The organism is Streptococcus sp. DFI.7.26 (assembly GCF_022240605.1).
Classification (GTDB): domain Bacteria; phylum Bacillota; class Bacilli; order Lactobacillales; family Streptococcaceae; genus Streptococcus; species Streptococcus xiaochunlingii.
In genome coordinates this window covers 381,958-406,429 of the sequence record NZ_JAKOGN010000001.1, presented here as the reverse complement: position 1 = coordinate 406,429, position 24,472 = coordinate 381,958, and the positions used below count along the sequence as shown (strand labels likewise).

The window sequence follows — 24,472 nt, the reverse complement described above, 5'->3', positions numbered from 1 at the left end:
CTTGCTAAATAGCAAGAGCCACCACAAAGGATGACTTTATTCATGTACTCTATTTTACACCATTTCATGAGAATTTCAAGTGAAATTTGCAATTTTCAGAAAATTTATCAAGCAAAAAAATTAGCCATAAACTGGCTAATTTTATTTTTATTTAATTCTAGCAGTAAAGACTTCTTGATCAGAAATTTGATCATTGACAAAAGAACCATTGCTAGTTCGTTCTGACAAGCTGAGTTGGGTAACATCCACTTCTGTCACCTGACCTGTTGTGGAGGTAATCTGAAGGATTTGATCCTGCTCTCCCACTTCTTCTTGACTCGTAAAGAGATCAAAATCGCCCTGGTCAGTGAAGACTGGACCTGCCTTAAAGACGCGGTGTGGTTTAGACTTCAGTTCACGCAGGACCTGTAGGCCACGTTTGGCACGGCTGGTCACAGGAATATCATCTTGTGACATTCGTTTGAGGCTGCCTCGCTGGGTCAGAATGTACATACTTGGCGTCTTTGACTTAAAGACGGCTACCACTTGATCTCCATCTTTGAGGTTAATGGCTTTAACTCCTGCTGCCTTGGCCCCTACGACTGGAACCTCTTCAATATTGAAACGCAACCCATAACCATTTTTGGTAATGATCATGATGTCCTCGAGGACCACTGGTGCAACCGCTACGATACGGTCCTCTTGGTCTTTCAGTTTAGCGTACTTAGTTGATTTAGAACGATAGGTCCGCCATGGGCTCAATTCCTTGCGTTCAAAACGCTTGATTTGGCCTTGTTGGGTAGCTGCAAAGTAGGTCACTCCTTCAAACTGATCCACAATCTCCGCAAAAAGAATCTCTTCTTCTTGCTCGAAATTGGTCAAGGTCTGACTAAGGTGCTCCCCGATATCCTTCCACTTGGTATCTGCCAATTCATGAACAGGTCGATAGATGGCATTTCCCAAGTTGGTAAAGAGCAAAAGATGCTGGGTGGTCTTAGCAGGCTCTACGAAAATCAATTCATCGTCGTCCCGCTTACCGACTTCTTCCACTGTCGACGCATTGAAGGAACGAGGAGAGGTTCGCTTGATATAACCAGCACGGGTCACACTGACGAAGGTTTCCTCTTCAACGATCAGACTGGCTGTATCAATCTCAATCGTTTTAGCAGTGTCTTGCAACTCACTACGACGCGGATTGCCAAAGAGTTTCTTGACTTCACGCAATTCCTTCTTCATGAGGTTAAACATAGTCCGTTCATCCCCAATGATGGCTGCCAAGGTCGCGATTTGCTCCTTGAGACTGGCATGCTCTTCTTCCAAAGTCACGATATCCGTATTGGTCAAGCGGTACAATTGCAAGGTGACAATAGCTTCTGCTTGTTCTTCGGTGAAATCGTAGCTGACCTTGAGGTTTTCCTTAGCATCTGCCTTGTTATCAGAAGCTCTGATCAAGGCAATCACTTCATCAAGGATAGAAATGACGCGGATCAAGCCCTCTACGATGTGGAGGCGTCGTTCTGCCTTTTCCTTATCAAAGCGCGAGCGAGCGACAATGATATCCCGACGGTGAGAAATGTAGCTAGAGAGAATCGGTACGATCCCCACTTGACGTGGTGTGTAGTTATCAATCGCCACCATATTGAAGTTGTAGTTGACCTGCAAGTCTGTATACTTGAACAAGTAGTTCAAGATTAGATCAGCATTGGCATCTTTCTTCAACTCAATGGCAATACGAAGACCATCTCGGTCAGACTCATCCCGGACTTCCGCAATACCGGCCACCTTGTTGTTAACACGGACATCGTCGATCTTCTTGACCAAGACCGCCTTGTTGATCTCATAAGGGATTTCGGTAACGACGATTTGCTGCTTGCCGCCTTTGAGTTGCTCGATTTCTGTCTTAGAGCGAACAACCACCCGGCCCTTACCTGTTTCATAGGCTTTCTTGATCTCATCCCGTCCCTGGATAATGGCACCAGTTGGGAAATCAGGTCCAGGTAAAAACTCCATGAGTTTGTCTACATTGGCAGATGGATGGTCGATCATGTAGACCACAGCATCGATGACTTCAGCGAGATTATGTGGCGGAATATCTGTCGCGTAACCAGCTGAAATTCCTGTAGCTCCATTGACCAAAAGGTTTGGAAAGGCCGCCGGCAAAACAGTTGGCTCTTTTTCTGTATCGTCAAAGTTCCAGGCAAACGGCACTGTGTTCTTTTCGATATCTTGCAAAAGATAGCCCGCAATTTCAGACAAACGCGCTTCCGTATAACGCATGGCCGCTGGTGGATCACCGTCCATGGAGCCATTGTTTCCGTGCATTTCGACTAGGATCTCGCGGTTCTTCCAGTCTTGAGACATACGGACCATGGCATCATAGATAGAAGAATCCCCGTGAGGGTGAAAATTCCCCATGATATTTCCGACAGCCTTGGCAGACTTGCGGTAGCCCTTGTCATGGGTATTGCCATCCTTATTCATAGAATAAAGAATCCGCCGTTGGACGGGTTTCAAGCCATCCCGAATATCAGGAAGAGCCCGTTCTTGAATAATGTATTTGGAGTAGCGACCAAAGCGCTCTCCCATGATGTCCTCTAAAGACATATTTTGGATATTACTCATATAGGATACAAAGCCCGTAAAATACAAAGTGAAAATAGGAAATTCTTGCAGTGAGCGATGCTCACAAGAGAATTTATCTTTTTCACACAGTATTTAGGGCGTGTTCAACTCCTTTCAAAGAATGTAGAGTATGTGTAAAGATAAAAGGATGTAGAAAGGTTTAGTCCCGTGTTCAGTTACTACAAGTAACTAAACTATCCTTTCTGTAGTTTTAAATACGTTATCGAATGATGGATCAAGAGTTTCACACAGTATTTAGGGCGTGTTCAACTCCTTTCAAAGAATGTTGAGTAGATTTTTTTAGAAAAAGGAATTCAGTTACTACAAGTAACTAAACTATTCTTTCTGTAGTTTAAAGCTATAATCTATTAGAATTTAGTTAGCAGGGGCTGGTTTGATTTTTTTGAGCAATGAATAAATATACGGAAGGAAGAAATGAAATAATGACAGTCCCAATAAGCAAAGCATTGAATACTTGTTGATCCCCTTGAAAAACTTCATTCCAATACATGGCATTCACAATATGGAAGACTAAACCAATTAAATAACAAATGCTAATCACTATGATCTTCCACCTGAATAACGAATAGATAGAATAAAATCGAATAATCTGATAAACTACTGCTGTGATGAGCATTGGAAAACAAAAAGAAATTAGAAAGAATTGGAATCTTAAAGCATCATCAAAAAGCTCTGTGCGATCTATTGAAATAAGCCAACTATTACACATGACCATAATAATCGGGAAAAATAATCCATACACCCTTTTATGTAATTTATTTTTATGAAGAGCTAAAAAGATTGAAGACACCAATAGCAAAATTTGTATACCTGGGAAGCCCATAAAAAATAGTGCAAATACATTCTCTAACATATTAGTTTAACCTCTCTTCAGCATAAGCCATCATCTTCTCAGCCACTTTCAGATCATAGGCAAATCCCATCTTTTGGGCCAGGCTTTGCGCTTCTCGATCAAAAACATTCATAGTAGCAAATAAGGACTGGCTGACCTTCTCTATACTAGATAGATTTAGCAGAGCTGAGAACTCCTTCTCCTTCTCAATTGGCAAATAGTGAAAGAGGTACTTGTAGCTCCTTCCGATATCAACTGCCCCTCTATCGCTTGTCACCTGCCAAGCTAAGACCTTGAGGAGTTCTTGCTGGCAAATTCCATAGAGGTGGTCAGTTGCATAGATGAGCTGATTTCTTCGAATGGCCTTGACAACATATGCCGAAACCCACCAAAATTCATTGCAGGATGCTACAAATTCCTCTTCGGTAGGCGGACAGGTCCAATAGCGCTTCGGACGAGGAATGTAAGAGTCAAACAAACCTTTGTCGTCTTTTAAGACTTTGAAACCAGCCTCGCTATCCACCCACTCTTGGATATACTCCTTGGGACAGAGGGTCAAATCGATACGGTTGCCGTCTTCAAAGAGCATGAGATACAGACGCCGATGTCCTAGAGTAACTTCTTGCTCAATGATGCGTTTACCAAACTGGTCCAGCCAAGATAAATCCGAAAGCAAATAGTCTAAATTATCGACTATATAGACCACATCATAATCTTGAAACTCATCTTTTGGAGCCTTTGCATTTGTCCGTGAACCAGACATGGCGACAACCTCGACTTGTTGCACATTTGCGGTTTGTAAAATTAAATCAAGCATTTTGGGTTCAGTTCTCATGGAAACACCTACCTTTTTAGTGGAAACTCTCGATTCTGTAGAGGACATGTCTATAAAGAGGACTGTCTGCTGGAACTTTTTCGTTATCAAATTTTTTGACAAATTCCATGACTATATTTTTCATGACTTTGACAGCTATCTTTGTTTTTGTTTCTTCTTTTTAAAAAGCTTTTTAATAATAAGTAAGACTACTAACAAAACAGCTAATACATTTGTTTGACGTCCAATCGGCTTGAGATACCAGCTTTGATTGCTTGCAAAATTAACTCCTACAATAACAATCATGACCAATATGGCCCAACCTGAAATTTTTGGCATAATATTTGCCTTGTCTTCCTCCACTTGATTAGTTTGACAGGATGTTACATGTTTTTTTAAAAAATTTTCAACAGAAAATTCATTTATCTTATCTTCACTATTTTTATTAATTTTAACATCTAGTTCAAGTTTCATTTCATACACTTCCCATCATCTTATTATTGATTTTTTCAATCAGATCGTATTCTTCATCGTCATTCTCTATGGTTCTGTATATTGCCACTGCTTTTTCATAAGTTTCACGAATAAATTCTGGTTGTTTTGAAGTATTGTAATAAACCTTCAAAAATTTCAACGATGATAGCATAGAAGCATTGTATTCCCAATGGTTCTTCAACAGACATCTGATAAAAATCCTGATGATTTCCTGTTCTTGATACAAGAGACTTGTTTCATGATGTTTAAAATACTTTAACGAAATATAATCACAATAGTAAATCATGATATTAGATATCCAATCAAAAGTGTTTTTTTGAACTTCCTTAGTTGGTTCATAGCGTAGAGCTGTCCTTAACACCTGAACTTCTTTAAGCGTAATTTCTTTAGTAGAAGCTGCATCAAAAAGCTTTGAGCGCCAGCCTGAAATGCCATCTAAAGAACTTCTATAATTTGTATATAAGGTAAAGATTGACACAATTGCACCTAACAGAGCCGCAAATAATCCAATCACTAATTCATTCATCTTTATATCCTATATTCACTTTCTAAGGTTTATTTTGACTGGCATAAATTAACCAGAACAACCCACTTGGCTTCTTCTGGTTGTGTTTGGGTAATTTTTTGCTTGGTTTGCGTTTTTTATAGCGACTACGGATAACGTTGAGATGGTCACGGAGATCGGCATGCTGCTTCTTATCTGGATAAATAGGCGTTGATTGCAGTAAAATCCACAAGGAAGCCATAGATTTCTTGCAGTTTCACACGGACTTCCTTGTTTTGACTAGGTGCCTTGCCTTTTTGCTCAGCCAAGCGCTTCTTATAGGCTTTTTCAAACTGAGCCTGTGCCTTTGTCAAGGTTTCTACATGAGTTGTCAAATGCAGAGTTGAAAGGGCAGTTTGGTAGTCAGTATCTTTTAGCTCCTTGAGCAAATGATTAATAACTTCTGTCTATTTTTCGTAGCCCATAATCGTTAGCCCAGCATAATTTTTGAAAAGTTTGCTGAGTTTGTCGTAAGCTTCCTTGCTACTTGCCTCTTTCAATGATGTGTTTTTAAGTTTTTGCTCTAAAATAATCCAGAAGCTAAATATTCGTATTCTACTCTAATAACTCAAAACACACATGTGTGTTTTGGTTTATTTCCCACTAGACAAGATATTCTTCAGGTGGGATTTCTTGTTTTAGGACTTGGAAGGTGATCATTCGTGTGGAATGAAGTCATTTCTTTTTTAATTCATTTAACTTAGATAAATTTTTTCCCATTTCCAGACCGAGAATCACAAACAAGGTTGAAGTATAAATTTTATCATACCATTTTTCCAATTCCTCATCATTCATATTGAGATGATATTGCTTATCGTTGTTATGTCTAAGCCCTCCTTTGTTATACATCTCAGAGAGCATATCAAAAGCAATAATTTTTGTTCTATCCTTATTTAGTCGTAATACTTCTTTTAATTCATTATAAATGACCTTTGATTCATCAGATAGTCCTTTAGGTCGTTTAAACTCCTCGAGATAAGGCTCCAAATAGCCTGCTAAAGAAAGAAGTATCTCTTTCTTACGCTGGATATTTCCCTTATTTGAAAAATGATTATATTCTAAAACCTTTATCGCATCTTGCATATTCGATTCAGATAAAATCTGAGAAACTTCCGAAGCATAAACATTCTTTTCAACAATGATTCTATTACCATTATCTAAAGTAATCAATTCATGATTTGTTTTATCTAAAGAATACTCTAATCTTTCACATAATTTTTCGTATTGATCCATTAGAGAAGTATAACTTCTAACTTCTGCCCAGATTTCCCTTTCATCATCAGTTTCAGGAATATAACCTACATAATCATCTATTTTTTCAAGTTCCTTAGACGTCACATAGTTTCTTGCAAATTTATCTTTATTTATTATTTCTGAATATAAATCTGAAATAAATTCAAAAACAGTATAAAGGCGATCAACACTGGTAAAATGTTGATAAATGACTGTAAATTTTTCTTCAAATGTAGCATGCTGTCCTTTCTTCTCCACTGGATAATACTTCTTATATCCATTAGAAAAAAATCCCTGAAGATTAGTCTTATAATTTTTTATATAGAAATCTTCTTGCAGTATTTTTTTTACTATATCTATTTCTTTCTTAGCATCAAAGCGCATACTTTTAATAAACTCAAAATAATTCTGTCTCACCATAATATTTCCTATACTATACTAAAACACTGTCGCTTCCTCTAGCGTAAATTTAACGTTATCTTCGATCCATTGACGACGTGGGGCCGCTTTATCACCCATGAGGACCGAGACACGGCGTTCTGCACGCGCCAAGTCATCAATCGTGACACGAATCAAGGTGCGGGTTTCTGGGTTCATGGTGGTTTCCCAAAGCTGGTCCGCATTCATCTCACCCAACCCTTTGTACCGTTGAAGGGTTGCTCCACGGCCAAAAGTCCGGCGTAGGTCTTCCAATTCATTGTCTGTCCAGGCATAAGCCACTTCTTCTTTCTTTCCTTTGCCTTTAGACATCTTGTAAAGAGGAGGCATGGCGATATAGACACGTCCTGCTTCGACCAAAGGTCGCATATAGCGATAGAAGAAAGTTAGGAGAAGGGTCTGAATGTGGGCCCCATCCGTATCCGCATCGGTCATGATGATAATCTTGTCATAGTTGGCATCTTCAATTGTAAAGTCAGCCCCGACTCCAGCACCGATGGTGTAGATCATAGTGTTGATTTCCTCGTTTTTGAGGATATCGCTCATATTGGCCTTCTCAGTATTGAGAACCTTCCCTCGAAGCGGAAGGATAGCCTGGAACTTGCGGTCCCGACCTTGCTTAGCAGATCCACCGGCTGAATCCCCTTCGACTAAATATAGTTCGTTCTTGGCAGGATTCTTGGACTGGGCTGGGGTCAATTTACCAGACAAGAGTCCCTTGTCCTTCTTGTTCTTCTTGCCATTTCGACTCTCATCCCGCGCCTTCCGAGCAGCTTCACGCGCATCCCGGGCCTTAATGGCCTTGCGGATCAGATTGGAAGCCAACTCCCCATTTTCCATGAGGAAGAAGGTCAACTTGTCAGCGACAATCCCGTCAACAACTGGTCGAGCAAGTGGACTTCCTAGTTTGTCCTTAGTCTGCCCTTCAAACTGCAAATGAGCTTCTGGCACCAAAATCGAAAGTACTGCAGAAAGACCTTCCCGGTAGTCGGATCCTTCTAGGTTCTTGTCTTTTTCTTTGAGAAGACCCGTCTTTCTTGCATAGTCGTTCATAGCCTTGGTAATGGCTGTCTTCAGTCCTGTCTCGTGGGTTCCCCCATCCTTGGTGCGGACATTGTTGACGAAGGACAAGATATTATCAGAGTAGCCATCATTGTATTGGAGAGCAACTTCTACTTGGAAGCCTTCTGATTCCCCATTAAAGTAGAGAACGGGCGTCAAGGTTTCCTTATCTTCGTTCAAGTACTCAACGAAATCCTGAACACCATTCTCGTAATGGAAGGCCACATGGTTGTCTTCTTCTTTGCGAAGGTCTGTCAGCGTCAGTGTTACATCCTTGAGCAAGAAGGCTGACTCTTTGATCCGCTCCGCAATGGTATTAAACTTGAAATCGGTCGTTGAGAAGATGGTTGGATCCGGCATGAAGGTAACCTTAGTTCCCGTCTTAGACTTAGGAGCCGACCCAATCTTCTCAAGAGTGGTAACAGGCTTCCCACCATCTTCAAAGCGTTGCTTGTAGACTGCTCCATCACGGGTAATCTCTACCTCAAGCCAGCTGGAGAGGGCATTGACGACCGAAGATCCTACCCCGTGGAGACCACCAGAAGTCTTATAGCCACCTTGACCAAACTTCCCTCCAGCATGGAGGACGGTAAAGATGACCTCAACGGTTGGTTTGCCCATAGCATGCATCCCTGTCGGCATGCCCCGACCTTGGTCTACTACAGATAGGGACCCGTCTTTGTTGATGGTAACGTCAATTTGAGAACCAAAACCAGATAGGGCTTCATCGACCGCATTGTCGACAATTTCCCAGACCAAATGGTGAAGTCCATTTCCATCTGTCGATCCGATATACATCCCTGGACGTTTACGGACCGCATCCAACCCTTCTAGTACCTGAATGGCATCGTCATTGTAATTATTAATGTTGATTTCCTTTTTAGACACAAGGAACCTCCTGTTTGTTCATCTTTTCTATATTACAGTTTTTTAGGAAATTTTGCAAAATTTTTCTTTCTTCTCCCCCTTTAACTAGGCTATTTAAGTGCGATTGATTCAAACCAACTATCCGATGTGACAAATCAGCTAGATATTTTCTTTTTCATTCAAAGCATTTTTGATATAATGAAACTATGATGAAAACAATTCTTTTACTCGTATTAGCATATTTATTAGGTTCTATCCCTTCTGGTTTGTGGATAGGAAAAGCCTTCTTTAACATCAATCTACGTGAACACGGTTCTGGAAATACAGGGACCACCAATACCTTCCGAATCCTAGGGACGAAGGCTGGTCTGGTTGTCTTTGCGGTTGATTTCCTCAAAGGAACCTTGGCTGTTTTATTGCCGACTATTTTTGGGGTTACAGGGATTTCTCCAATGGTCTTTGGTCTTCTCGCCGTCCTTGGCCACACCTTCCCTATTTTTGCTAACTTTAAAGGAGGCAAGGCAGTCGCGACCAGTGCTGGGGTTCTCATTGGATTCTCTCCCGTTTTCCTCATCCTCTTAGCCATCTATTTCTTTGTTTGCCTCTATTTAACCAGCATGATTTCTTTTTCAAGTGTAACGGTTGCTATTTTGGCTAGTTTAGGAGTGCTCTTCCTCCCATTGACTGGCTGGATCCTCCCAAGCTATGACCTGATTTTCACTCTTATAGTCCTCGCTTTGGCCACCTTGATTATCATCCGTCACAAGGACAATATCAAACGCATCCTCAACAAGAATGAAAACATCATCACCTGGGGTAAAAACATCACCCATCAAAAACAAAAAGACTAGAGTCAAAACTCTAGTTTTTTTATATTCAATAATAGAAGGTATTTGGAAGAAAGCAAACAGGAGTCTCCCCCTCCACTTCTTCTATAACCTCACTTTCAAGAGTTTCTCTATTTCTTGATAAAGAATCTTTGTTGGTTGGTAGGCTTTGCTTTGTTGAGCCAGGGCCTTTAGGTGCGACCAATCTTCCCGAGAAACCAATTCATTAAATAAGCGCAAAACTTCGGAATCTGTCTTTTTACGAGAGACCAATCCTATTTGGAATAACTCAGCCCGAACTGCATTATCAAACTGGTCATAGTCCTGGGGCAAAATTAGACTTGGAATGCCCTGCTCGATACAGCCCATCAGGATCCCTGCACCTGCATGATGAATGGCAAAGTCCATTTGATCCAGAACATCTGAATAAGGGAGGTAATCAAAGACCAGAAGATTTTCCGACAACATCCTTGGTGGATGCTCCAAACCACTAGGGTCGCCTAAGGTTACGTAAAAGACATAGTCAGGATGTTCTTGGCTCAAAAGCTTTGCCAACTCCACCATCCGTTCTTTTTCCCATTTTAAATGAGTGCCACAAGTGACGAGGACCCGCTTTTTAGAACTCGTAAAATGCTGCTTATGTTCTTGAGGAAGCCGATCAAAAGATAGACAGCGATAACCAACCCATTTAAGCTGGGATGGAAAATCATCTCGAAACTCCAACTCTTTCATGCCCAGAGTCAAGATTGAATAGGGAGAATAGATGGCTTCTGTCCCATCTTCACGGTACAATTTGAAATTCTCTAGGCTATCGAGATTCTTCTTAACCAGCGCAAGTCCAACTTTCTTTGCCAGACGGATGACTTGCCTACCCAGCGCATCTCTCCACTTGTAGAAGGTTCCCTGGTGCGGTTTCCAGCCACCTAGATAAGCAGGCGTTGTCGTTCGACTTTCAATCGCTACTGGACTTGGAATGGTCGTAATCCAGGGAATGCCCAAACGATCTGCTAAAACTCCAGCAGGAGCGGCTACAAAATCTGCAATGATCAAGTCTGGTATCCCCTCAGAGTTCCAAATTCGAGTTATTTCGTCAAAAACTTCAGGTATCAGTCTGCTATTGGCCCTTAATTGTTGGTACATGATTAATAGGTTTGCTTGCTTGGCTGTATTGGCTATATCTTCCATCACTGTCGGACGATCAGGAAATAAGGCAAGACAGTCAAAACCAATCTGCTCAACCAATGCCTTTTTCTGAAAACCTGTAATAACACGGATCTTAAAACGCGGATCCTCCAGCAAGGGTTTCACCAGTGTCAATGTTGGAAACAAATGGCCACTAAAGGGGACGCAAATCACATCGATTTTTATCACTTTTTCTAATCCAGTCATAGATGATTCCTTTCACATCTTCTCTATACTCATAGCTATAATGATCCGTATCCACTTGAATATCCGCTGAGTGGCGATCCAGAATACGTGAATAAGGATCTTTCTTTCCTTTGATGACCAGTAGCTCTAGTTCTTTTTGATTTAAGAGAAGATGGGAAACCGGGCCAAGCGCTATCACGCGCAATCTTGGAAGGGTGACCTGATTCCCTAAACTTCTGAGCCACTGGGTCAGCATATTGACCCCTGAACTCTTACAAACAAGAACCACTTCCTGCGCTTCCAACAAGGGAGACAAGTGCTCCTGTAACAACTTTTGGAAACGAAGGTTCAAAATCGTATGCCAATAGTAGATGATATTGGATGCAGAAGCTGACAAGAGGGATACTTGTGGAGACTTTATATGTTCAAAATCTTGATTGAAGGGAAAATTACTGGCTACCACTGTATAGCCGGATGGACAAATCGCATGGAGGAGGTCTAGTTGTCCAGCTGTCAGCCCGGCACAAGTAATATCACTGCTCCCACTAAGAAAGAGAACCAAGCGATCAGAGTCTAGCATGGTCTGATTAGGTGACAAGGCAGACAAACGGTCCAGATAGGACTTCATCTTACTCATAACGAATCTTTCCATCCGTCACTCGAATCTTCCGCCCCCGCCAATGAATCACAGGAGGTGTCATTAGAACATAGACAAACAGCCAAGGAAGCAGGAGATCATTCAGCACTTCGTAGGTGACTTCATCCAAGTATAAGCGATTGGTTAGAATGCTTTGTCGATAGAGGAGCATCCAAACTGCCTTAAATACCAGTAAGCTTAAGGCTAGAAGAAGATAAGGCCAACCTAAAAACAGACTTAAGATCAAACCTGGAAGAGGTAGAAAACTCGGTAAACCTATGAGGCTAAACAGCTTCCAGTCCATGTGTTCTTTGAGATAGATAGAGCTAAAGAGAAGCCACCGCTTCATCTGGAGCAGGTATTGCTTAGCGTTTTTTATAGTGGTTCGAACATTACAGGTAACCCGCGTTTGGATAATGGATACTCCTTTACTCCTTAAAAAATCGGCCACAGCTAAATCATCACATAGATAGTCCTTAATCGCTGTGAAGAGCCCCTGATCTTTTGCAAGTTCTACCGGTAGGATATAAAACATCCCGTTGATGGAGTGATTCGCCTTAACTTCTGCCATGGTAAAATAGGTAATAAAGGAATTGCCATTAACGAATGCCGCAACCAGCTTGGACCAGAAATTACTTCTTTCTTGATTATAGGGAATACCTGTCAGAATGACCTCTTGACCCAGATAGGCAGTCAGCTCACCCATTTTAGAAAAATCAATCACACTATCATCGTCCAAAACAATTAGATAAGGCCGTGTCAGCTCCTCTACAACCTGCTCAATCTTGTAACTCTTGGGATTAATCCCCTGAGGGACGTCTTCGATGAGAAAGATTCGAATGCGTTGGGCAAAGGAAGCATCTTGGCAAATCTGATCTGCTACTCGCTGGGTTTCTGTATCAGACTGGTCAATCAACCAGTAGAATTCCACTGCTTCTGTTTGCTGGAGATTGGCCTGCAAATCATTCGCTAAACGAGGATCCCCAGAAAGGATGGGTTGGACCACTGTAAAAAGCTCTTCTGGGAAGTCTGCAATATGAGACTGGCCTTTTTTATAATAAATGAAGGACAGCAACCAACGGATGAGAAATAAGAGAAGATAAGCAAGGCCTAAAAATATAAATATAAATTTCATCTATTAAGTCCCTTTCGTAAATACCTTGCAAGGAGACGAATGATCCATCTTTGAGGAAGCAGACGACCTAGCAAAACGAGCAAGCGATAGCGAAGGCCGATAACAGCATAGGAAGTATCTCTTTCTATGAATCGAATCAACTGCTGAGCGACTTTCTCAGGCTTCATCTGCAAGCGACTTCCTCCCAATGCTTCTTTTAGTTTAGGAGAAAAAATGCCTGTTTGGACTGGTCCAAGAATATAGAGACCTAGCTGGACCGGAGAATCTAATTGACTTAGTTCCTCCTGGAGAGCAAGAGTGTAGGTCTGCAAGGCAGCCTTGCTGGAACTGTAGGCTGCTAGATAGGGATGAGGATAAAGGGCAGCCAGAGAAGACAGCTGGACCAGCTGAATCTTCTGATGTTTCTGCACTACCTTCTTGATTAGGTGGACAGGAGCATGGTAATTGATTTGCCAGAGATCTTGCTCACTGGCTGAATCAAGGTCACTCCCACGGGAAAAATAGGCTAATCCCGCACAATTGACGAGAAGATCTGCATCTAGGTTCTCTACAAAAGCTTCTAGAGCCACTTGATCTAGCATATCTAATGTTAGGATTGACAGTTGCGCCTTTCTCCCAGTTAGTTCTTTTTGGACTTGGGAGAGTTTATCAGCATCTCGACCCACTAAGACCAGATAATCCAGCCTTCTTGCCAGTTCTTTCGCTAGCTGCCGGCCAATCCCTCCTGTAGCCCCTAAAATGATCGCTTTATTATTTGTATCTTCCATCTTCATAGCTCTAGTGTACCAAATTTCGATTAGATAGAAAACTTCTACTGCCATTCTTCAACATTTAATGTACAATATACACACTAAAAAAATGAGAAATTCACTTTTAATCATTGAAATATGGATTGAAATAATTTATAATACCTTGAATAAAAAAAAAGTGAGGGATTTTTATGAAATTCTATTCATATGATTATGTATTGAGTCAGATTAGCCAACAAAATTGGGTCATGGTAATCATTTCCATTCTCTTAGTGTTGGTAACGGCTTTTTTTGCCTTTAAGGCATTTAAGGATAAACGCGGAAGTAAGTTCCGTGAATTATCAATCATTTCTATCTTATTATTAGTGGCCGTTGTTTTGATTGGTATTTCAAATTTCCAAAGCAATCAGTCCAACGACAATCAATTCCGTAGCTCTTTGCACTTTATCGAAGTCGTTTCAAAAGAGTTAGGAGTTGATAAAGAAAATGTCTACGTCAATACTTCAGCGACAACCGATGGAGCTATTATCAAGGTAGACAAGCAATTCTATCGCGCTATTAGCGGAACAGACCCGGATAGCTATTTACTTGAAAAAATGGACTTATATAAAACAGGTGTAGAACTGGTGGAGGTAGAAAAATAATGGACTTTTTTATCACAATTGCAATTAAGTTGGCTTTAGGGCTTGTTTCCCTAGTTTTTGTTATCAATGTAACAGGTAAAGGAAATCTAGCACCAAGTTCTGCAGTAGACCAAATACAGAACTTTGTGCTTGGGGGTATTATTGGTGGGGTTATCTACAATAGTTCGATTACCTTCCTTCAATATGCCATCATCCTCATCATCTGGACGATTTTGATTCTGTCACTCAAATGGCTTAATGCCAATGTTTACTTTATCAAACATCTGATTGATGGAAAACCAACCATTATCATTAAAAACGGAAAATTAGATCCAGAAGCCTGTCGCTCAAAAGGTCTTTCTGCTTCTGACGTCGCTCTTAAATTGCGCTCTCAAGGCGTTTTCCAACTAAAAGAAGTCAAAAGAGCCGTCATCGAGCAAAATGGTCAACTCATTGTCGTTCGAATGGGAGATGAAAATCCCAAATACCCAATCATTACAGATGGTGTAGTCCAAGTAGAAATCTTAGAGACCATCGGTAAAACTGAAGAATGGCTTATGGCCGAACTGAATAAAAAAGGATTTGAAAATTTCGATGACATCTTTATCGCTGAGTACGACAAGGGTGAGATTAATGTCGTGACTTATTAAGATTGGAAGTCAGCTATTCTATTGGTAAACTATAAAAAAAACTGCAAAAAGAGGCTGGGACAAAAGTCCTAGCCTTTCAATTGTCTTTGGATTGTCGAGCAAGACGCAGTGGTTGAGTAGGCTCTACTACGCTGATTTCATCAGCTATTACAGCCCTACTCAACTGTGCGGAGGTGGGACGACGAAATCGAATTCTAACGAATTACCGATTTCTGTCCCACTCTCTTTTTTTTATACATTTATCTTTTAATAGTATTCCCCTTGGCGGTAGTTCCAAGAGTTGAAATGATCAGATAAGTGCATCATGATCTTATCGATATCCAATCCCTTACGAATCACAACTGGACAAGTATTGACAGAACGGCTACCTGCTCCTTGTTCTGGGATCAGCTTACCTTCCGCATCGACCATCGAAACCATCACACCTTGTTCATAACGCGTTTCAATGCTCTTGTCTGGTTGGATAGAGGCTACATAATCATCGGCTTCGATGACCAAGTCCACAGCACCTTCGATTCGCTCACCGATTCCTTCGACCTTCCCTCGGTTTCCTTTACCAGATGGGTTAGCAGATGATGCGTAAACCATCTTGCCTTCTTTTTCCCACATTTCTTTGGCGATTTGCTCACCAGCTTTACCAAATTTAATGACAAAACAGCTGGTTCCACGCACATCTGTCATGAGTTCCTCACGTCCATCTCCGAAGGCTTGTAATTTTGCATAGGCATCTTCACGCCAAGGAAGGATACAACCAAGCAAGATATCTTCATCCCAATGTTTTTGGTAGAAGGCTTCGATTTCAGGATTCAATTGCGCAAGGGCACGAAGTTCATCCATACTTCCGCAAAGAACGACACCTGGTTTGTTGCGGTTACGTTCTTTGGCTTCAAACTTGCGTTCCAAGCCAGCCTTGTCGCTGGTCATGATGATGTAGCCGACTTTGGTAGGGCAGACGATACAACCACCCTCGCCTTTAAGAATGTCAAATCCTTCTTGTGAAAGTGTTCCGTCCCATTGAATGTGTTTTGTCATAAATTTCGTCCTCTTCTATTTCTTTTTTTCTATTCTATCAAAATTCCAAAAAAGCTTCAATATATTTTCTGAAAATTCTTAATTAACTATACAATTTTTATTGCCAATAGGCGGGCCGATTCTTCTCATAAGCAGCAATCAAGTCCTCGTATTGGAGGGTAATCCCAATATCATCTAGACCGTTGAGTAATTTGTTCTTCCAATCCCCATCGATCTCAAAGCTAAATTCTCCAACAGGCGAGATGATCTTCTGCTCTTCCAAATCCACCGTTACCTCATCTGTCGGCTTCAAGCTTGCCAGCTTTTGACGAACCTCTAAAGGCTGGACTATTGGTAGCATCCCATTATTGAGTTCATTATTGTAATGGATATCTCCAAAAGAGCCGGCGATAACGACTTTAAAGCCATAATCAGCTAAAGCCCAGGCTGCGTGCTCCCGAGAAGAACCAGCCCCAAAATTGTCGCCAGTAATCAAGATGGTTGCCTTGCTGTATTCTGGTTTGTTAAAGATAAATTCTGGATCCTCGGTGTATTGATCATCCAAGTAGCGCCAAGCGTACATGAGGTATTTACCAAAGCCTTTTTTATCAATCAGCTTTAAAAATTGCTTGGGGAGGATTTGGTCGGTATCGATATTATCGTTCATCAAAGGAACCGTAGTTCCCGTATAAATGGTAAATTTCTCCATGATTCCTCCTTTTACTCAACTTCTGGCATTTGGCGCACATCGACAAAGCGACCGGCTATTGCTGCTGCAGCGGCCATTGCGGGGCTACAGAGATGGGTCTTAGCCCCAAATCCTTGGCGGTCTTCAAAGTTTCGGTTGCTAGTAGAGGCACAGTGGACGCCATCCGGCACCTTGTCTGGATTCATCCCGAGACACATAGAGCATCCTGGATCACGCCATTCAAAGCCAGCATCCAGAAAGATCTTATCCAAACCCATTTTTTCCGCTGCTCGTTTGACAGGACGGGAACCTGGAACTACGATGGCGGTTAAATTAGGGGCAATTTTCTTCCCTTCTACGAAACGGGCAGCCAGCTGCAAATCGCTGAGTCTGGCATTGGTACAAGATCCGATAAAGATATAGCCCAACTCGATGTCTGAAGCCTTTTGACCTGGTTGGAGATCCATGTAGGCATAGGCCCGTTCATCATTCATATCCCGAATTTCTGGGAAGGCTGTTTCCACGTCGACTCCCATAGAAGGGTTGGTCCCCCAGGTCACCATGGGTGCTAACTGGGATACATCGATGGTGATGACTCTATCATATGTCGCATCGTTGTCACTGACCAGGGACTGCCAATCGGCTACTGCAGCTTCAAAATCTTTTGGCATACATTCACGACCACGGAGATAGTCAAAAGTCGTCTCATCTGGATTCATAATCCCCATCTTAGAGCCGAATTCAATGGACATATTGCAGATGGTCATCCGCTCTTCCATGGTGAGGCTATCGATTGCTTCCCCTCTATACTCGACCACATGGCCAACCCCACAGGCTACGCCATAACGAGCAATCAAGGCCAAAATATAGTCCTTGGCATAAATCCCCTTCTGAGGCTTTCCAGTAAACTCGACCAAGAGTTTCTTCGGTTTAACCTGCCAGATGGTCTGAGTCGCAAAGACATGCTCCACCTCACTGGTCCCAATCCCAAAGGCAATGGCACCGAAAGCTCCATGGGTCGCCGTATGGCTGTCTCCACAGACAATGAACTTTCCAGGCTGGGTACGGCCAGTTTCAGGACCAACCATATGGACAATTCCCTGTTTTTCTGAACCATGACCTGCATGATCGATCCCAAAGTCCTTGACATTTTCAGCTAATTTATCAATTTGAGCCTTGGAAATCACATCCCGGATATCATAAATGTTAACCGTTGGGACATTGTGATCAAAGGTTCCAAAGGTTAAATCTGGTCTCCGAACCTGTCTACCAGTGTCTCTAAGCCCTTGAAAAGCCTGGGGACTGGTCACCTCGTGGATATAGTGTTGGTCCACATACATGAGTTGGGGCTGGCCTTCCTCACCGGTCACTACATGCCGTTCCCAGATTTTATCAAAAATTGATTTTCCTGCCATCCTTACCTCCATAAAGCGTAGAGTGTGTAAAGTGTGAGAAGGGTTCCTAAGAGCCAGGTGACCTTAAAATACCATTTCTGTGTCTTGTGATGAAAGAGTAGCCCTCCTATCCAGGCTCCAAGCCCTCCAACTGCAAAAGCATAAAAGAGCAAGGTCTTTTCTGGTATCCGCCAGGCATTTCTTTTGGCCTTTTCCTTATCAACTCCGTAGAGAATCCCTACGAAGAGATTCCATAGAAGGATCAAGCCAGTAATCATTCCTTTTACACTCATAATCGTTTTATAATCTCTTCTGTCATTTCTTTTGTCGAAGCACTGCCTCCTAGGTCTCTCGTAAAGATTCCTGCAGCAAGAGTCGCTTCAACTGCTTTTTCAATGCGGCTAGCATCTTCTTCTCGATCAAAACTTTCACGCATCATCATGGCAACAGAGAGGATCATCGAGACTGGATTCGCCACGCCTTGACCCGCAATATCTGGAGCCGATCCATGAATAGGCTCATACATGCTCGGACCTGACTCTGAATGGCTAGCCGATGGCATAACCCCAAGAGTGCCAGACAAGACACTCGACTCGTCTGAGAGGATATCACCAAAGAGGTTTTCCGTCACGATGACATCAAAGCGAGAAGGATTGGTAATCATGAGCATGGCTGCTGAGTCTACCAACTGGTGCTCCAAGGTCACATCCGGGAAGTCTTGAGCCACTCGATCAGCTACTCTTCTCCAAAGCTTGGAGGTTGCGAGGACATTTTGTTTATCAATGCTAGTGACTTTCTTGCGACGTCCCCGTGCAATCTCAAAAGCCTTCCGCACGATTCGCTCTACTTCTTCAACTGAGTAGTCGTTGATATCCCGTGCTTGATTGTCTTCTAAGATATGCTCTCCAAAGTAGATCCCGCCAGTGAGCTCGCGAACCACTACGAAATCCACACCATGGATGCGCTCCTCCTTCAAAGGAGAGAGGTGCTTGAGGGAGTCGTAAATCTTGACCGGACGAATGTTGGCATAAAGGTTGAGCTCCTTACGAAGAGCTAACAAGCCTTGCTCCGGACGAATCGGTGCTTGGTCATACTGAGGACTTCCGATAGCCGCTAAGAGAATGGCATCAGCTTCCTTTGTAGCTTCTAGAGTAGAAGCTGGTAGAGGATGACCAGCTGCATCAATCCCTGCTCCCCCAAATGGATGAGCTTGGACTGAATAGTCAAAATTTGTTTTTTCTGCCACTGCTTTCAGCACGGACAGGCCAGCCTCCATGATCTCTGGTCCAATCCCGTCTCCAGCTAGGGCGACAATCTTCTTCGTCATAGTGTTCTCCTTTAGGCATCTGGTAGATCACGATAGGATACAATGTGACCGATCTCTCCAGCATTCTCTTTTTGCACCAAGGTATTGGCATTGATATAGGCAATCGCTGACGCCTTCAATACGTCAAAGTCTAAACCAGAAGCATTAAAGATGGTATCCGTCGCTTCGTTTTCAACAGTGACCAGTACACGCGCTTGGGCATCAATCCCATCTGTCACCGCATCAATAGTGTAGGAAGTCAGACGAACTTCTTGATGGAAGAATTGATCAATAGCATTAAAGATTGCTTCCACTGAACCTTGACCTTTGGCAAGGTATTCAAGAATTTCACCATTTTCATTTTTCAGACTGACTGCTGCGGTGATGCTTTCATCTTCATTGGTTGTAAGGCGAAGATCATCAAAGTGGAAGCCTTCTGGATTTTCCACTGCTGTACCGGCAACAAGGGCGCGGATATCGGCATCAGTGATCTCGTGTTTCTTGTCTGCCAGAGATTTGAACTTAGCAAACAATGGCTGGATGTCTTCTTCTGTGAATTCCAGTCCCAACTCATGCAGTTTTTCGACAAAGGCATGGCGCCCTGACAATTTACCAAGTGGAAGACTGTTGCTCTTAACCCCCACCAACTCAGGCGTGATGATTTCATAGGTAAGCGGATTTTTAAGGACTCCATCTTGGTGAATCCCAGACTCGTGTGAGAAGGCATTGCCGCCAACCACTGCCTTGTTTTTAGGAATTGGAATCCCAGAGTAACGAGAAACCAACTCAGAGGTGTTGATGGTTTCATTAAGGACAATCGGACTCTCCACTTGGAAATAGTCTTCGCGAATATTAAGGGCGACCGCTACTTCTTCAAGTGCCGCATTGCCGGCCCGTTCCCCTATGCCATTGATGGTTCCTTCGACCCGACCAGCTCCATTCTTGACAGCGGCGAGGCTATTTGCCACTGCCATTCCCAGATCATCATGGCAATGAGGGGAATAAATAATCTCACGATCAGTCTTGACATGGTCAATCAAGTATTTGAAAATAGCTCCGTACTCTGCTGGTGTCGTGAAACCGACTGTATCAGGAATATTGATGTAGCTAGCGCCAGCATCGACTGCAGTCTGGACAACTTGCAAGAGGAAATCCAACTCCGTCCGTGTCGCATCTTCGGGCGAGAATTCAACAACTTCAAACTTAGAACGCGCATAAGAAACGTGTTCCTTGATCGCTTCAAGAATTTCTTCCTTGGTCTTGTTGAGTTTAAACTCCCGGTGAATGGGACTCGTTGCGATAAAGACGTGAACTTGCGGATACTTGGCATCTTTCAAGGCTTCATAGCAAGCATCGATATCGGATTTAACGGAGCGAGCCAAACCTGTCACGGCTGTCTTGGTCAAGACCTTTGCAATCTCCTGCACAGCTGTGAAGGAATCCGGACTAGCTGCAGGAAAACCTGCTTCAATAGCAGAAATGCCCCATTTTTCCAATTGCTTGGCAATGGCAATCTTTTCTTTAATGGAGAAATTGACTCCTGGAGTCTGTTCACCGTCCCGAAGACTGGTATCTAAAAATTCAACTTTACGCATAGGGTCTCCTCTTTTCTAAACATAGTGAATAAAATAAAAACATCTCGCCAGTTACCTAAGCGAGATGTTTTGTTACTCCCGCTTGGTATGCCAAACAGGACTAATGCTTTTGCACTAGCCCGAGTACCTCAACAACAAAGCAAATTGAATAAACTTAGCTGTTTTCATGTTTGACTTTCTCCTTTGATTGATGTCTTGTTTAGTATTTTAGCATAGGGAAAATTGAATGTCAAGAATTTTCTACAATATTCTGAATTTTTTGAATAGAAATAAAATAAAGGCGAAAGTCGCTTTTTTACTTTCGCCTGATCTTCTTATTTTTTCCTGTAGAGATCAAAGATGATTTGATCATTGTATAGATCAATGGTATTGGCCTTGACATAGAAATCCATCTCATTTTTAATCTTAGCAAGCTCGATCTTGATCGTCGCTTCTTTGCTATCAATTTTTACAAAGTCAGGTAGATCCTTGTTTGTAGATAGCACCTGCATCACGGTCTTCTTAGGAAGTTTCAAGGTCCCAACCGAAAAATCCTTGAGGGTCAAGAGGATACTCCCATCCTCTAGCTTACTTGGCTGGAAATAGATATAGAGCGGGTACTCCTTTCCTAAAAAGTCCATCTTTCCCTCTAGTAACATCTGTTGGTTGTCTGCATACAGTTGATAATCACTCAAATGATAACTTTTAAGCATGACCTTGATGGTTTCATTTAGTTGAGCCCTAGTTGTGGTCATACTGCCGATCTTGACATCTCCTCCTTGGCTAGGAGTCTGTAGTTGCCGGACATCCTCTCGTACCGTTGAGAAACGAGTCCATACGACTAGACTTGTTGCCAACAAGAAACTGACCAAGCCTAGAAAGAGCCATTTCCAGATGTTGATCGGCGTTTTCTCCCGTCTCTCCTTAAAATGAGGTCCTGTGGTTGGTGGCTTAACCTTCTTTTCACTCGAACCATTTTTTCTCAGTTGCATGTATTTTCTCCAGTACGGCTTCTTTCATGATCTCATAACCAGTATTATTGGGATGGAAACTATCCTCATCATACAAGGCATCATTGGTTACAGTTTCTTTTCCTAATTCGGATTCTGTCACCCCACTCTTACCATCAATGCCCTTATAAAGGAGGTCATTGATCGGAACAAAGTAGACGCCTTGATAGGCAGAGAGGGTCTCCTCCGTTCTTTGGTTCCACTGATCGACAAGGGTCTGCAATTCCGTTAGATCGGGGAAATTGAGATACAAGGGATTATAGATCCCCACCACGTAAATAGGCAGATCAGGGTTGTCCTTGCGGGCCAATTCGATAATCTGTTTGAGATTTTTCTCATAGGTCTTCGATGCTTTTTCGAAGCGGTCCAGATCTAAGTTACTGGTATCCTCAAGAATGGCCTTTCGCAGGTCATTGCCCCCGACAGTAATGGTCAGTAACTGAGCCTTCTTCAGGTCCTTTCGAATCTCCTTTTTCTCCTGCATACGTGACAAAATTTGACCGCTCGTGTTACCAGAAACACCATAGTTGATCGCTTTGAATTCAAGACCTGATTCATTGGTCAAACTCTGAGCGAGCAGAGGGACAAAACCTCCTTGATTGGTGCTATCTCCTACACCTTTGGTCAAGGAATCCCCAATCGCTACATAGGTGACTACCTTCTTTTTGGCACTTGTTGACGGTTTGGTCATCACTGGTTCTGCCGAAGGAAGGAGCCAATTGACCAGAAAAAAGCAGACCAGAAAAGTGACCAAACAATACAAGATCATCTCTAGTATTTTTCTACTATTCATATACTCCTCATTCGTCCAGCTTTCAATTTGACTTTCTTATTTTTAAGTCAGGTTTAGGCTTGGTAGACAATCTTACCCTGGCAGATAGTATAGGCCACCTGTCCCTTGAGGGATTCACCAACAAACGGTGAATTAGCTGCCTTAGAAGCAAAATGATCAGACACTAAACGGTCAGCATCCGGATCAAAGATCACAATATCTGCTGGTCCACCGACTTCCAAATAACCCGCTTCAAAGTTATATAATTTAGCAGGATTATAGGTCATTTTTTCTAAGAGTTCCATCAAGCTGAGCTCTCCTGCATGGACCAAATAGGTCAAACCAAGCGATAGAGAAGTCTCTAATCCTGTCATGCCGGAAGGAGCCTTGGTGATATCGGCTACGTTCTTTTCATCCGCATGATGAGGCGCGTGGTCCGTTGCGATTACGGTAATGACTCCTGACTTCAAGCCTTCGATGACTGCACGACGGTCTTCTTCCAGACGAAGAGGCGGATTCATCTTGGCATTGCTTCCCTTAGACAGCAAGAGGTCTTCAGTCTTAGAAAAATGCTGAGGAGCTACTTCTGCTGTAACAGGAGCACCGATCGCTTGGGCAAACTCGACAACCTTGACACTCTCTGCTTTAGAGAGGTGTTGGATGTGGAGGTGGCCACCTGTCGCATGAGCAATCATAGCATCCCGCGCTGCCATAGAGTATTCTGCCACACCAGTGGCTCCGCAAACCTTGAAGTGCTCCCGAGCAATGTGCTCATTGAGTCCCAGAATGCCATTCAACTCTGGATCTTCTTCGTGGAGACTAATGAAGGTCCCCAGACGTTTGGCTTCTTCCAAGGCCTGACGGACTACCTTGGTACTTTGCAACGGGATCCCATCATCTGAGAAACCGACAGCTCCAGCCTGTAGCAAGCCTTCAAAGTCGGTGAGATGTTGGCCATCAAAGTTCTTGGTAACCGTCGCTACGGTTTTAACATGAATGGCTTCCTTAGCAGCAGAATCTAAGACTTCTTTTAAGGTCTCGACATCTGAGATTGTTGGAGTGGTATTGGCCATCATGACGACTGTGGTAAAACCACCTGCTGCAGCCGCCAGTGCTCCTGTTTGAATATCTTCCTTGTGGGTCTGACCTGGTTCACGGAAGTGAACGTGAATGTCCACCAAACCTGGCGCTACCACCTTGCCACTCGCATCGATGACTTGGGCTCCTTCATAAGAAAGAGATGGACCTATTTCCACAATTTTCCCCTGATCTACCAAAAGATCACATACTTGGTCCAAACCAGTTTTTGGGTCCATTACCCGACCATTTTTAATGACTAACATCTTCTACTCCTTTATTCATAGAAATCAACATGGGTCTCTAGCAAGCGATCCCCATCATAGCGGAACATAGCTGAAAAGAAGGGTTTTTCCTCCAAGAGCCACTCGACAAAAGTGTGGTCCCCCTCCCAAGTTGGCTTACTTAAGACTTGATCATAAGGCACCCACTCCAGTGTCCCTTCGTTACACTCGATGAGCTCCCCTTCAAATTCGGTCACCTTGAAGACATAGGTGTACCAGTCCAGGTCAGGTGTAAATTCAGGGAAGGTGATAATTCCTTTTAGAACTGGCTTAGCAACTAGACCCGTTTCTTCAAGAATTTCTCTAGCAGCACATTCTTGAGGAGTTTCCCCGCGTTCTAATTTTCCACCAACACCAATCCATTTGCCTTCATGGACATCATTGGGCTTTTTATTGCGATGAAGCATCAAAAATGCTTCTCCATTATCGATATAGCAAATTGTAGCTAACTGTGGCATTA

General features: G+C 42.7%; 24 protein-coding genes and 1 pseudogene. 3 read left to right on the top strand and 22 right to left on the bottom strand.

Annotated elements, in window-relative coordinates:
- Positions 1-147 precede the first annotated feature (147 nt).
- From parC to parE, 8 genes and pseudogenes are all read right to left on the bottom strand, one after another.
- On the bottom strand, positions 148-2,601 hold the full coding sequence (parC, locus tag L0M85_RS02055) for a DNA topoisomerase IV subunit A (protein WP_238656351.1): 2,454 nt from the start codon (positions 2,599-2,601) through the stop codon (positions 148-150).
- A 379-nt stretch (positions 2,602-2,980) separates the two neighbouring features.
- Positions 2,981-3,475, bottom strand: a complete 495-nt coding sequence (locus tag L0M85_RS02050) for a hypothetical protein (RefSeq protein ID WP_238656350.1) — start codon at positions 3,473-3,475, stop codon at positions 2,981-2,983.
- 1 nt (position 3,476) lies between these two features.
- On the bottom strand, positions 3,477-4,289 hold the full coding sequence (locus L0M85_RS02045) for an aminoglycoside 6-adenylyltransferase (RefSeq protein ID WP_238656349.1): 813 nt from the start codon (positions 4,287-4,289) through the stop codon (positions 3,477-3,479).
- Positions 4,290-4,424: 135 nt separating this feature from the next.
- Complete coding sequence (locus tag L0M85_RS02040; protein ID WP_238656348.1) at positions 4,425-4,742, bottom strand: hypothetical protein; 318 nt, start codon at positions 4,740-4,742, stop codon at positions 4,425-4,427.
- A 1-nt stretch (position 4,743) separates the two neighbouring features.
- Positions 4,744-5,289, bottom strand: a complete 546-nt coding sequence (locus L0M85_RS02035) for a hypothetical protein (RefSeq protein WP_238656347.1) — start codon at positions 5,287-5,289, stop codon at positions 4,744-4,746.
- 22 nt (positions 5,290-5,311) lie between these two features.
- Positions 5,312-5,807 (bottom strand): annotated as a pseudogene (locus L0M85_RS02030) (DUF6261 family protein); the annotation flags it as partial.
- A 175-nt stretch (positions 5,808-5,982) separates the two neighbouring features.
- Positions 5,983-6,960 (bottom strand): hypothetical protein, encoded by a 978-nt coding sequence (locus tag L0M85_RS02025; protein WP_238656346.1) that lies wholly within the window; start codon positions 6,958-6,960, stop codon positions 5,983-5,985.
- Between the two features lie 18 nt (positions 6,961-6,978).
- On the bottom strand, positions 6,979-8,928 hold the full coding sequence (gene parE, locus L0M85_RS02020; RefSeq protein WP_238656345.1) for a DNA topoisomerase IV subunit B: 1,950 nt from the start codon (positions 8,926-8,928) through the stop codon (positions 6,979-6,981).
- 188 nt (positions 8,929-9,116) lie between these two features.
- Here parE and plsY point away from each other — a divergent pair, with 188 nt between their 5' ends.
- Complete coding sequence (gene plsY, locus L0M85_RS02015; protein WP_238656344.1) at positions 9,117-9,758, top strand: glycerol-3-phosphate 1-O-acyltransferase PlsY; 642 nt, start codon at positions 9,117-9,119, stop codon at positions 9,756-9,758.
- Positions 9,759-9,839: 81 nt separating this feature from the next.
- Here plsY and L0M85_RS02010 read toward each other — a convergent pair whose 3' ends face one another.
- Genes L0M85_RS02010 through L0M85_RS01995 form a run of 4 tightly spaced genes read right to left on the bottom strand, consistent with a single transcriptional unit; the run spans position 9,840 to position 13,647 of the window.
- Complete coding sequence (locus tag L0M85_RS02010; protein ID WP_238656343.1) at positions 9,840-11,123, bottom strand: glycosyltransferase; 1,284 nt, start codon at positions 11,121-11,123, stop codon at positions 9,840-9,842.
- On the bottom strand, positions 11,071-11,739 hold the full coding sequence (locus L0M85_RS02005) for a hypothetical protein (protein ID WP_238656342.1): 669 nt from the start codon (positions 11,737-11,739) through the stop codon (positions 11,071-11,073). Before L0M85_RS02005 ends, L0M85_RS02010 begins: the two co-directional genes overlap by 53 nt.
- The gene (locus L0M85_RS02000; protein WP_238656341.1) at positions 11,732-12,874 is read right to left on the bottom strand and encodes a glycosyltransferase; all 1,143 of its coding nucleotides are present in this window, start codon (positions 12,872-12,874) and stop codon (positions 11,732-11,734) included. Before L0M85_RS02000 ends, L0M85_RS02005 begins: the two co-directional genes overlap by 8 nt.
- Positions 12,871-13,647 carry an SDR family NAD(P)-dependent oxidoreductase gene (locus L0M85_RS01995; RefSeq protein WP_238656424.1) on the bottom strand — a complete coding sequence of 259 codons (777 nt, stop codon included), beginning with the start codon at positions 13,645-13,647 and terminating at the stop codon, positions 12,871-12,873. Before L0M85_RS01995 ends, L0M85_RS02000 begins: the two co-directional genes overlap by 4 nt.
- Positions 13,648-13,814: 167 nt before the next feature.
- Here L0M85_RS01995 and L0M85_RS01990 point away from each other — a divergent pair, with 167 nt between their 5' ends.
- Positions 13,815-14,267: a DUF3290 family protein gene (locus L0M85_RS01990; protein WP_238656340.1), complete on the top strand. Its 453-nt coding sequence runs from the start codon at positions 13,815-13,817 to the stop codon at positions 14,265-14,267.
- Positions 14,264-14,896 (top strand): DUF421 domain-containing protein, encoded by a 633-nt coding sequence (locus L0M85_RS01985; protein ID WP_238656423.1) that lies wholly within the window; start codon positions 14,264-14,266, stop codon positions 14,894-14,896. Before L0M85_RS01990 ends, L0M85_RS01985 begins: the two co-directional genes overlap by 4 nt.
- Positions 14,897-15,142: 246 nt before the next feature.
- On the opposite strand, the gene L0M85_RS01980 is transcribed toward L0M85_RS01985, so the two are convergent.
- The 10 genes from L0M85_RS01980 to L0M85_RS01935 form a co-directional block, all read right to left on the bottom strand.
- On the bottom strand, positions 15,143-15,928 hold the full coding sequence (locus L0M85_RS01980; RefSeq protein ID WP_238656339.1) for a Sua5/YciO/YrdC/YwlC family protein: 786 nt from the start codon (positions 15,926-15,928) through the stop codon (positions 15,143-15,145).
- A gap of 97 nt (positions 15,929-16,025) precedes the next feature.
- Positions 16,026-16,616 (bottom strand): 3-isopropylmalate dehydratase small subunit, encoded by a 591-nt coding sequence (leuD, locus tag L0M85_RS01975; protein ID WP_006596431.1) that lies wholly within the window; start codon positions 16,614-16,616, stop codon positions 16,026-16,028.
- Positions 16,617-16,627: 11 nt separating this feature from the next.
- Positions 16,628-18,010, bottom strand: coding sequence for a 3-isopropylmalate dehydratase large subunit (gene leuC / locus L0M85_RS01970; RefSeq protein ID WP_195324014.1), 1,383 nt, complete (start codon positions 18,008-18,010; stop codon positions 16,628-16,630).
- 2 nt (positions 18,011-18,012) lie between these two features.
- A complete protein-coding gene (locus tag L0M85_RS01965) occupies positions 18,013-18,282 on the bottom strand; it encodes a DUF1294 domain-containing protein (RefSeq protein ID WP_006596433.1) in 270 nt (89 codons plus the stop codon).
- Complete coding sequence (gene leuB, locus L0M85_RS01960; protein ID WP_238656338.1) at positions 18,279-19,316, bottom strand: 3-isopropylmalate dehydrogenase; 1,038 nt, start codon at positions 19,314-19,316, stop codon at positions 18,279-18,281. Before leuB ends, L0M85_RS01965 begins: the two co-directional genes overlap by 4 nt.
- Before the next feature lie 11 nt (positions 19,317-19,327).
- Positions 19,328-20,890 carry a 2-isopropylmalate synthase gene (locus L0M85_RS01955; RefSeq protein ID WP_238656337.1) on the bottom strand — a complete coding sequence of 521 codons (1,563 nt, stop codon included), beginning with the start codon at positions 20,888-20,890 and terminating at the stop codon, positions 19,328-19,330.
- 314 nt (positions 20,891-21,204) lie between these two features.
- Positions 21,205-21,861, bottom strand: a complete 657-nt coding sequence (locus tag L0M85_RS01950; RefSeq protein ID WP_238656336.1) for a YpmS family protein — start codon at positions 21,859-21,861, stop codon at positions 21,205-21,207.
- Positions 21,833-22,672: an SGNH/GDSL hydrolase family protein gene (locus L0M85_RS01945; RefSeq protein ID WP_238656335.1), complete on the bottom strand. Its 840-nt coding sequence runs from the start codon at positions 22,670-22,672 to the stop codon at positions 21,833-21,835. Before L0M85_RS01945 ends, L0M85_RS01950 begins: the two co-directional genes overlap by 29 nt.
- Before the next feature lie 53 nt (positions 22,673-22,725).
- Positions 22,726-23,994, bottom strand: coding sequence for a dihydroorotase (locus L0M85_RS01940; RefSeq protein WP_238656334.1), 1,269 nt, complete (start codon positions 23,992-23,994; stop codon positions 22,726-22,728).
- An 11-nt stretch (positions 23,995-24,005) separates the two neighbouring features.
- On the bottom strand, positions 24,006-24,470 hold the full coding sequence (locus L0M85_RS01935; protein WP_195610984.1) for an 8-oxo-dGTP diphosphatase: 465 nt from the start codon (positions 24,468-24,470) through the stop codon (positions 24,006-24,008).
- Positions 24,471-24,472: the final 2 nt, after the last annotated feature.

Coding starts and splice junctions, on each gene's coding strand:
- parC (WP_238656351.1), bottom strand. CDS start 2,601: ATGAGTAATATCCAAAATATGTCTTTAGAGGACATCATGGGAGAGCGC.
- L0M85_RS02050 (WP_238656350.1), bottom strand. CDS start 3,475: ATGTTAGAGAATGTATTTGCACTATTTTTTATGGGCTTCCCAGGTATA.
- L0M85_RS02045 (WP_238656349.1), bottom strand. CDS start 4,289: ATGAGAACTGAACCCAAAATGCTTGATTTAATTTTACAAACCGCAAAT.
- L0M85_RS02040 (WP_238656348.1), bottom strand. CDS start 4,742: ATGAAACTTGAACTAGATGTTAAAATTAATAAAAATAGTGAAGATAAG.
- L0M85_RS02035 (WP_238656347.1), bottom strand. CDS start 5,289: ATGAATGAATTAGTGATTGGATTATTTGCGGCTCTGTTAGGTGCAATT.
- L0M85_RS02025 (WP_238656346.1), bottom strand. CDS start 6,960: ATGGTGAGACAGAATTATTTTGAGTTTATTAAAAGTATGCGCTTTGAT.
- plsY (WP_238656344.1), top strand. CDS start 9,117: ATGAAAACAATTCTTTTACTCGTATTAGCATATTTATTAGGTTCTATC.
- L0M85_RS02010 (WP_238656343.1), bottom strand. CDS start 11,123: ATGACTGGATTAGAAAAAGTGATAAAAATCGATGTGATTTGCGTCCCC.
- L0M85_RS02005 (WP_238656342.1), bottom strand. CDS start 11,739: ATGAGTAAGATGAAGTCCTATCTGGACCGTTTGTCTGCCTTGTCACCT.
- L0M85_RS02000 (WP_238656341.1), bottom strand. CDS start 12,874: ATGAAATTTATATTTATATTTTTAGGCCTTGCTTATCTTCTCTTATTT.
- L0M85_RS01995 (WP_238656424.1), bottom strand. CDS start 13,647: ATGAAGATGGAAGATACAAATAATAAAGCGATCATTTTAGGGGCTACA.
- L0M85_RS01990 (WP_238656340.1), top strand. CDS start 13,815: ATGAAATTCTATTCATATGATTATGTATTGAGTCAGATTAGCCAACAA.
- L0M85_RS01980 (WP_238656339.1), bottom strand. CDS start 15,928: ATGACAAAACACATTCAATGGGACGGAACACTTTCACAAGAAGGATTT.
- leuD (WP_006596431.1), bottom strand. CDS start 16,616: ATGGAGAAATTTACCATTTATACGGGAACTACGGTTCCTTTGATGAAC.
- leuC (WP_195324014.1), bottom strand. CDS start 18,010: ATGGCAGGAAAATCAATTTTTGATAAAATCTGGGAACGGCATGTAGTG.
- L0M85_RS01965 (WP_006596433.1), bottom strand. CDS start 18,282: ATGAGTGTAAAAGGAATGATTACTGGCTTGATCCTTCTATGGAATCTC.
- leuB (WP_238656338.1), bottom strand. CDS start 19,316: ATGACGAAGAAGATTGTCGCCCTAGCTGGAGACGGGATTGGACCAGAG.
- L0M85_RS01955 (WP_238656337.1), bottom strand. CDS start 20,890: ATGCGTAAAGTTGAATTTTTAGATACCAGTCTTCGGGACGGTGAACAG.
- L0M85_RS01950 (WP_238656336.1), bottom strand. CDS start 21,861: ATGCAACTGAGAAAAAATGGTTCGAGTGAAAAGAAGGTTAAGCCACCA.
- L0M85_RS01945 (WP_238656335.1), bottom strand. CDS start 22,672: ATGAATAGTAGAAAAATACTAGAGATGATCTTGTATTGTTTGGTCACT.
- L0M85_RS01940 (WP_238656334.1), bottom strand. CDS start 23,994: ATGTTAGTCATTAAAAATGGTCGGGTAATGGACCCAAAAACTGGTTTG.
- L0M85_RS01935 (WP_195610984.1), bottom strand. CDS start 24,470: ATGCCACAGTTAGCTACAATTTGCTATATCGATAATGGAGAAGCATTT.